The sequence below is a fragment of the Mesorhizobium sp. LNHC221B00 genome, from assembly GCF_000502935.1.
Classification (GTDB): domain Bacteria; phylum Pseudomonadota; class Alphaproteobacteria; order Rhizobiales; family Rhizobiaceae; genus Mesorhizobium; species Mesorhizobium opportunistum.
In genome coordinates, this window is the sequence record NZ_AYWR01000015.1 from 219,438 (window position 1) to 227,110 (window position 7,673).

Annotated in this window: 4 protein-coding genes; 1 reads left to right on the forward strand and 3 read right to left on the reverse strand. The window is 63.0% G+C overall.

Annotated elements, in window-relative coordinates; all coding sequences use genetic code 11:
- Nucleotides 1-391: 391 nt before the first annotated feature.
- The 3 genes from rpoD to X741_RS146480 form a co-directional block, all read right to left on the reverse strand.
- Nucleotides 392-2,416 carry an RNA polymerase sigma factor RpoD gene (gene rpoD, locus X741_RS146490; protein ID WP_013893641.1) on the reverse strand — a complete coding sequence of 675 codons (2,025 nt, stop codon included), beginning with the start codon at nt 2,414-2,416 and terminating at the stop codon, nt 392-394.
- Between the two features lie 439 nt (nt 2,417-2,855).
- Nucleotides 2,856-4,802, reverse strand: a complete 1,947-nt coding sequence (gene dnaG, locus X741_RS146485) for a DNA primase (protein WP_023767114.1) — start codon at nt 4,800-4,802, stop codon at nt 2,856-2,858.
- A gap of 140 nt (nt 4,803-4,942) precedes the next feature.
- Complete coding sequence (locus tag X741_RS146480) at nt 4,943-5,323, reverse strand: RcnB family protein (protein ID WP_023779116.1); 381 nt, start codon at nt 5,321-5,323, stop codon at nt 4,943-4,945.
- Between the two features lie 401 nt (nt 5,324-5,724).
- Between X741_RS146480 and X741_RS146475 the strand changes: the two genes are divergently transcribed.
- On the forward strand, nt 5,725-7,389 hold the full coding sequence (locus X741_RS146475; RefSeq protein WP_023779117.1) for a Na/Pi cotransporter family protein: 1,665 nt from the start codon (nt 5,725-5,727) through the stop codon (nt 7,387-7,389).
- Nucleotides 7,390-7,673: the final 284 nt, after the last annotated feature.

Consider the following 7,673-nt stretch of genomic DNA (forward strand, 5'->3'; position numbering starts at 1 on the left):
CGGCTTCGCCGGGGCGGGCATCCGGGTTGTCGCCCAGAAATTGCATCCGACGCGAAATTATCCTCCCGCAACGACCGTCCCGCAAGCACGTATTCATGCCATCATTTGCAGGCTTGAGGCGACAGCCGGCGGCGACCACGGAAAGCCGGTTCAAAACCCGCCCGATTGCGGCATTCTCCTTCGCGGCCATGGCGGAAATCCCAATCTGACATCCGAGACCGGTCCACCGCCGGAGGGCTTCATGCGCGGGAAAACAGACCTGCCGCCGACCGGGGAGCGTCATCGTCAAGGGAGCGCGGCTGAACGTGCCGTTGAAGAAGCAATTTCCAGCCGGAAACGAAAAAGGGCGCCAGTCGGCGCCCTCAATTCTTCGCGGAGATGAATCCCCGACTCAGCTGTCGAGGAAGCTGCGCAGCTTGCGCGACCTGCTCGGATGCTTGAGCTTGCGCAGCGCCTTGGCTTCGATCTGGCGGATACGCTCGCGGGTCACCGAGAACTGCTGGCCGACTTCTTCCAGCGTATGGTCGGTGTTCATGCCGATGCCGAAGCGCATTCTGAGCACACGCTCCTCGCGCGGCGTCAGCGAGGCGAGCACCCGCGTGGTGGTCTCGCGCAGGTTGGCCTGGATCGCCGCGTCGATCGGCAGGATCGCCATCTTGTCCTCGATGAAATCGCCCAGATGCGAATCCTCTTCGTCGCCGACCGGCGTTTCGAGCGAGATCGGCTCCTTGGCGATCTTCAACACCTTGCGCACTTTTTCGAGCGGCATGGCGAGCTTTTCGGCCAGTTCCTCCGGCGTCGGCTCGCGGCCGATCTCGTGCAGCATCTGGCGCGAGGTGCGCACGATCTTGTTGATCGTCTCGATCATGTGCACCGGGATGCGGATGGTGCGCGCCTGGTCGGCGATCGAACGGGTGATCGCCTGCCGGATCCACCATGTCGCGTAGGTCGAGAACTTGTAGCCGCGGCGGTATTCGAATTTGTCGACCGCCTTCATCAGGCCGATATTGCCTTCCTGGATCAGGTCGAGGAACTGCAGGCCGCGATTGGTGTATTTCTTGGCGATGGAGATGACGAGACGCAGATTGGCCTCGACCATTTCCTTCTTGGCGATCGCGGCCTCGCGCTCACCCTTCTGCACCTGGTTGACGATCTTGCGGAATTCCAGGATCGAGATCGCCGTTTCGGTGGCCAGATGCTGGATCTCGGCGCGCAGCTCCTTGATCGCATCCTTCTCGTTCTTGGTGAATTCCTTCCAGCCGCGCGAGGTCAGATTGCCGATCGCGCGCGTCCAGTTCGGGTCGAGCTCGGAACCCTGATATTCCTTCAGGAACTCCTCGCGCCGCACGCCGTAGCTTTCGGCGAGCCGCAACAGCTTGCCTTCGTTCTGCACCAGGCGCTTGTTGATGTCGTAGAGCTGCTCGACCAGCGCCTCGATGCGCGCGGTGTTGAGCGACAGCGACTTCACCGCCTTGATCAGTTGGTCCTTCAGCTCCTTCAGCCGGCGGTCCTGGCTGGGCGACAGCGTGCCGGCCGCGGCCAGACGGTTCTCGACCTGCTGGTCCTGCAGCTTGCGCAGCTTCTTGTAGGTGTCGGCGATGACGTCGAGCGTCTCCATCACCTGCGGGCGCAATTCGGCTTCCATCGCCGCCAGCGACAGGCTCGCCTCGTCCTCGTCTTCCTCGTCGTCATCCGTCAGGCCGCGCGTATCGGCGCCGACATTGGTGATGTCTTCTTCCTCGTCGCGGCCGCGGCGCGGCTTTTCCTCGGCCTTGGGAGCCTCCTCGATGCGTTCGACCACCGGAGCCTGCTTGGCTTCGGGCCCAGCATAGGTGGCTTCCAGATCGATGATCTCGCGCAGCAGGATCTTGGATTCGTTGAGCTCGTCACGCCAGATGATGATGGCCTGGAAGGTCAGCGGGCTTTCGCACAGGCCGGCGATCATCGTCTCGCGGCCGGCCTCGATGCGCTTTGCGATGGCGATTTCGCCTTCGCGCGACAGAAGCTCGACCGAGCCCATCTCGCGCAGGTACATGCGCACCGGATCGTCGGTGCGGTCGGTCGGCTCTTTCTTGGTCGTGGTGGCGGCGACCGCCGTGCCGGTCTGCTCGGCCAGCTCGTTGGCGTCTTCCTCGGCATCGGCCGCGGTATCGCCGGCCTCGGCCTCTTCGCCCTGCTCGTCATCCTCGACGACGTTGATGCCCATGTCGGACAGCATCGCCATCGTGTCCTCGATCTGCTCGGAGGTCACTTCCTCGGAAGGCAGCACCGAATTCAGCTCGTCCATGGTGACATAGCCGCGCTTCTTGGCGGCCTTGATCATCTTCTTGACAGCATCATCGGAAAGGTCGAGCAGAGGGCCATCGGTGGCGCCTTCGCGTTCGGTCTCGACCTCTTCCTTTTCCTTAGTCGCCATAGTTTTTATCTTCTCCTAGCGGCCGGACATCGGGGCCGCGTAAGCTGTCGGACCAGTCAAATCGGATACGCTCGTTTTTCTAAACGCGCTTCACCGGGCCACGAACCGCATCAACTCTATTGTTTGGTGCATGCCGTTGTCCCAAAACCGGTATCCACTCTTGGGCGACCACTCTTGGGCGACATGCATTAAGTCCAGATTAACCCTGATATCTGTGGCAGGCGGCCTGCCTGTCCAGTGACCAGTACCTCACATCGCTGCATTCCCGTCGATGCGGGTGCGGGTTAACGTTTCGAATCGTCCTGATTCCGCCATTCTGTCCGAAGGTCAAGCGCCTGTCGCATGATTCGCATGAAAAAAGCGAATCAATTACCCGACTTAGCGCGCCCCGCCCCTTGAGGAGGCATGGCCGCGCTCTCATTCCCGTACTCAGACGCACTTAGGCTCGACCAGCCCTGCCCGACGAGACGCCAAATCCTTCGATCAGCGCTTCCGTCGCTTGTACATCCCTGAATTGCGCCTGAATTTCGATCAGATGGCGGAAGTTTTCGTCCGAGGGATCCGCTTCGAGCGCCGCCTCCGCCTGTTTCAGCTCCTTATGTAAGGTGCGCGCGCTGCGCTGCAAGTGCAACGCCTGGTTCAGAGCGTCGCGGGCATCGTCGAGTGCCGCTGTCTCCAGCGCCGGCCATTGCCGCGCCCGCCGGATCAGGCCGACGGCACGCTCCCAGATCTCGGCGCAGCCGGCACGCTCGATCGTCGCCACCACGGCTTGGCGGTCATTGGCCATGTCGTGCGCCATGGCGTCGAGGATGGCACCATGCAGCCGCTGCAGATCGGCATTGGCGAGGTCGAGGAACTCGACATGGGCGAAATTCTCGTCGATCAGCGGCGGATGGTTGACCAGCGCGACGATGATCGTCGCCTCGCGTACCGACATTCCCTCGCCGCGCTTGACCAGCGCCGACTGGCCGAGACTTTCGGTGATCGCCATGCGGCCGCTGCCAGCCTTGGCGAACTGCCCGCCGGGTGCGGCCGCCTTGCCCTGCCCGGGTTTCCAGTCCTGACGGTTTTGCCGGGCACCGCGCTGGGAGCCGAAGAAACTCAGCACCCGCTCACGCATCTCTTGGCTGTAGTGATAGCGCAGGCTTTCGTCGCGGATGCGGCTGGTCAGTTCGCGCAGCGTCTTCTCGAGTTCGGCCCGCCGCTCCGGCGTGTCGAAGACGCCGCCTGCCGTCTCGCGCATCCACAAAAGGTCGACCAGCGGCCGCGCGTCGGCCAGCACCGCGCGGAATGCATCCGGCCCCTCGGCCTTGACCAGATCATCGGGATCCTTGCCCTCCGGCAGCAGAGCGAAGCGCGCCGAGCGCCCGGCCTGCACCGATGGTAGCGCGAGATCGGCGGCCCGCCATGCCGCCTTCAGCCCGGCCTTGTCGCCGTCGAAGCACAGCATCGGTTCCGGCGCCATGCGCCACAACAGTTCGAGCTGGTTTTCGGTGAGCGCGGTGCCGAGCGGCGCCACGACATTCTCGAAGCCGGCCTGCGCCAGCGCGATCACGTCCATATAGCCTTCGACGGCGATGACCGTGCCGCCCTTGGCGAGCGCCCCCTTTGCCATCGCTTGGCGGGCGCGGGCGAAATTGTAGAGCACATTGCCCTTGTGGAAGAGTTCGGTGTCGGGCGAGTTCATGTATTTGGCCACCGCATCGGCGGCGAGCGCGCGGCCGCCAAAGGCGATGATCTTGCCGCGCGAATCCGGGATCGGGAACATGATGCGGTCGCGGAACCAGTCATAGGAGACCGGGATATCGTCACCGTGGCGGACCAGCCCGCAGGCCTCGATGTCCGCCTTCGGCACGCCCTTTGCGGCGAGATGCTCCTTCAGCGCATTGCGGCTGTCAGGGGCGAAGCCGAGCCGGAACGAATGTTGCGTCGCCGGCGTCAGCCCACGGTCGCGCAGATAGGCGCGGGCTTTCGCGCCTTCAGGACCCTGTAGGCGTTCTTGGAAAAAAGCTGTCGCCATCTCCATGACGTCGGTCAGGCTGGCGCGTTCCTTCTCGCGCTGTTCTTCCCGTTCGTCGCGGACCGGCATCGGCACGCCGGCCATGTCGGCGATCTTCTCGACCGCTTCGGGAAAGCTCAGTCCCTCGAGTTCGGTGAGGAACTTGAAATGGTCGCCCGAGACCGAGCAGCCGAAACAGTGGTAGCGCCCCTTCTTGTCCTCGCAGTGGAAGGATGGGCTCTTCTCGCCATGGAACGGGCAGCAGGCCCAATAGTCGCCGCGCGACGTATTGGTTTTCTTGCGATCCCACGCGACGCGCTGGCCGATGACCTGTGAAATCGGCACGCGGTCGCGGATCTCATCGAGAAAGGCGGGCGGAAAGCGCATTTAGGGAACTCGTTTCCCCACCATATAATCATGCCGGCGAAATCCGACGACCCCCAATACGGGCCATACCCGGTTTCCACAGGGCAAAAAGGAAGGCGGCCGTTGCGGGCCGCCTTCCTTCAAGTCCAGCACTGGGTGCTTTAGTGTGCGGCAAGCGCGCCGAAGATGACGCCGGAGAGGATGCCGACCAGCACGTAGTCGTTGCCGACGCGAATCCATTCCTGGCCGGGGCCCGGGCGGCGCAGGCCGTAGCGGCCGTAGTCGCGAACCGGCCGGTGCTGCCTCCAGCCGGAATATCGCTGGCCGTTGCGCCAGTTGTTCCGCTTCACGATGACTTTCTTCTGAAAGACGCGCTTCTGGATGACGCGCTTCCTAACATCCCGGTGAGTCGGCTTCTGCCAGTCGACCTTGGTGTAATTCGACCGCAGCGCGACCGGCGCGTCGATCGGCGCGGCGTGGCCGGTGAGCGAGGTGGCGGCCAACATCGAGAAAGCAAGCGCGGAAAGGACGATGCGTTTCATGGGAAGTCTCCTTGGGCTGTCGATGTCCGAGGAGTAGCGGTCAATGGATGAACTGAAACTGAACACCAGCATTACAATTATGTAATGAATTTGCTGGTTTAGCGCAATGAGTTGAACAGTAATGCAAAGACAGGCACCAAAAGTGCGGCAGAGCTGGCCGAACTGCCGTCCCGCCCGTGGCCCGGAAATGCAACCAATTTCGCCTCCGTCCATTTTCCGACACGGCCCGTCGCGCCCCCGTGGGCCCTTGAAATCGACAAAATTTATTATCCGGCTAAAATATTCCAGCTATTATCCCTGCTACCATCGATGACTGCCATGACCATGATTCGCACCCTAGCTTTCCGCCCTGCCCATCGTGCTGTCCGCGTCGCGGCCCGTTCCTGCGTGCAAGTGCCCCGATGAGCGGTTCCGTCGTCCTTCTGCATCTGGCCGGCGCCGTGGCGCTGATGCTGTTTGCCACCCGCATGGTCAAGACCGGCGTCGAACGCGCCTATGGCGATGTGCTGCGCCACAAATTGCGCGCCACCATGCGCAATCCGATCATGGCGGTGCTGGCCGGCACTGGCCTTGCGATCGCCTTGCAAAGCTCGACCGCGGTCACCCTGCTGGTCGGTTCCTTCGCCGGTTCCGGCATCGTCTCGGGTGCCGCGGGCCAATTGGCGGTGCGCGGCGCCGAGATCGGCTCGGCGCTCGTGGTCAAGCTTTTGACCTTCGATCTGACGCTGCTGGTGCCACTCTGCCTGATCACCGGCACGGTGATGTTCATGGCCACCGAGCGGCGCGACTGGCGCCAGACCGGCCGCATCCTGGTCGGCATCGGCCTTCTGATCCTGTCGCTGGAAATGATCGGCCAGGCGTCGGAGCCGCTGCGCAACAGCCAGCTCATGCCGGTCATCATCAACTACTTCTCCAGCGATTCCATCACCGCCTATCTGCTGGCGGCGCTGATCACCTGGCTGTTCCAGTCCAGCATCGCGGCAGTGCTGCTGATGGCAACGCTCGCCGGGCGTGGCCTGATCAGTCCAGAACTCGGCGTCGTCCTCATCCTTGGCGTCAATCTCGGTTCCTCGATCATCGCACCGATGCTGACCCGCTCGGCCGGGCCCGCCGTGCGCGTCGTGCCGATCGGCAATCTCCTGATGCGCGGGCTCGGCTCCCTGGTCATGCTGGTCCTGTTCATGATCTTCAGGCCGCATGTCGGCTTCCTCGGCGCGACGGCGTCGGACCAGATCGTCAACGCTCACATCCTGTTCAACGTGATCATCCTGCTCGCCGGCCTGCCGCTGGCCCGTTTCGTCTACCGCGTTTCCGAGAAGATCGTGGCGCTCGGCACCAAAGCCGCGCCGGCCGCCTCCCTCGACATCGTCGAGCTTTCCGCGCTCAACGAAAGCGCGCTCGACGTGCCCAGCCAGGCGCTGGCCAACGCCACGCGCGAGGTGGTGCGGGTGTGCGAGACGGTCGAGATCATGCTGAAGCGCATCATCGAGCTCTACGAGAGCGCCGACACCGACAAGATCAAGGCGCTGGCCGCGCTCGACGACCGCGTCGACCGCAAGCACGCGGCCATAAAGCTCTATCTTGCCAAGGTCACCAAGAATCCGCTGACCGAGGACGAGGCGCTGCGTTGCCAGGAGCTGATCGGCGCCTGCGTCAAGCTGGAGCAGGTCGGCGACATCATCGTGCGCAACATGCTGGTGCATGTGAAGAAGAAGTTCGATCGCGGCCTGGAATTCACCGACGAAGGCTGGAGCGAATTGTGCGCCTTCCACGGCTCGGTGCTGGCCAACGCCCGGCTTGCCTTCAACGTGCTGGTGTCGCGCGATCCCGAAACCGCCCGTCAGTTGGTGCTGGAAAAGGACCAGTTGCGTGACCGCGAGAAGGAAACCAGCGCCAGCCATTTCCTGCGGCTGCGCGAGGGTACCGCCAAGAGCGTCGAAACCAGCTCGATCCACCTCGACACCATCCGCGACCTGAAGCAGATCAACTCGCTGCTGGCGTCGATGGCCTATCCCGTCCTGGAAGAGCGCGGCCTGCTGACAGGATCGAGGTTGAAGGCCAGCTGAGGCGGTGACGCTGCCAATCTCCCCACCTGTGGGGGAGATGTCCGGCAGGACAGAGGGGGGCGCCGTAGAGCGCGGCCTTTGATCGCCTTTTGATTTTTTAATCTGCCGCAGGCGTCAGTCCCCGGGGCAGAAAATTGATAGGGTGGCGGGACAGCGCCCCTCTCTGGCCGTGTCCAGCCGATAGATAGGTAACACTTTGAACCGGATACTGGAGTGCGCCCCTCGGGCCGGACAGGTTGAACAAGCAGAATTGACTTGGAAGCCGGGCTTTCGAAGGATGGAAG

What these genes read in the sequence shown, in the direction of transcription:
- rpoD (WP_013893641.1), bottom strand. Translation starts at nt 2,416, where the DNA reads ATGGCGACTAAGGAAAAGGAAGAGGTCGAGACCGAACGCGAAGGCGCC.
- dnaG (WP_023767114.1), bottom strand. Translation starts at nt 4,802, where the DNA reads ATGCGCTTTCCGCCCGCCTTTCTCGATGAGATCCGCGACCGCGTGCCG.
- X741_RS146480 (WP_023779116.1), bottom strand. Translation starts at nt 5,323, where the DNA reads ATGAAACGCATCGTCCTTTCCGCGCTTGCTTTCTCGATGTTGGCCGCC.
- X741_RS146475 (WP_023779117.1), top strand. Translation starts at nt 5,725, where the DNA reads ATGAGCGGTTCCGTCGTCCTTCTGCATCTGGCCGGCGCCGTGGCGCTG.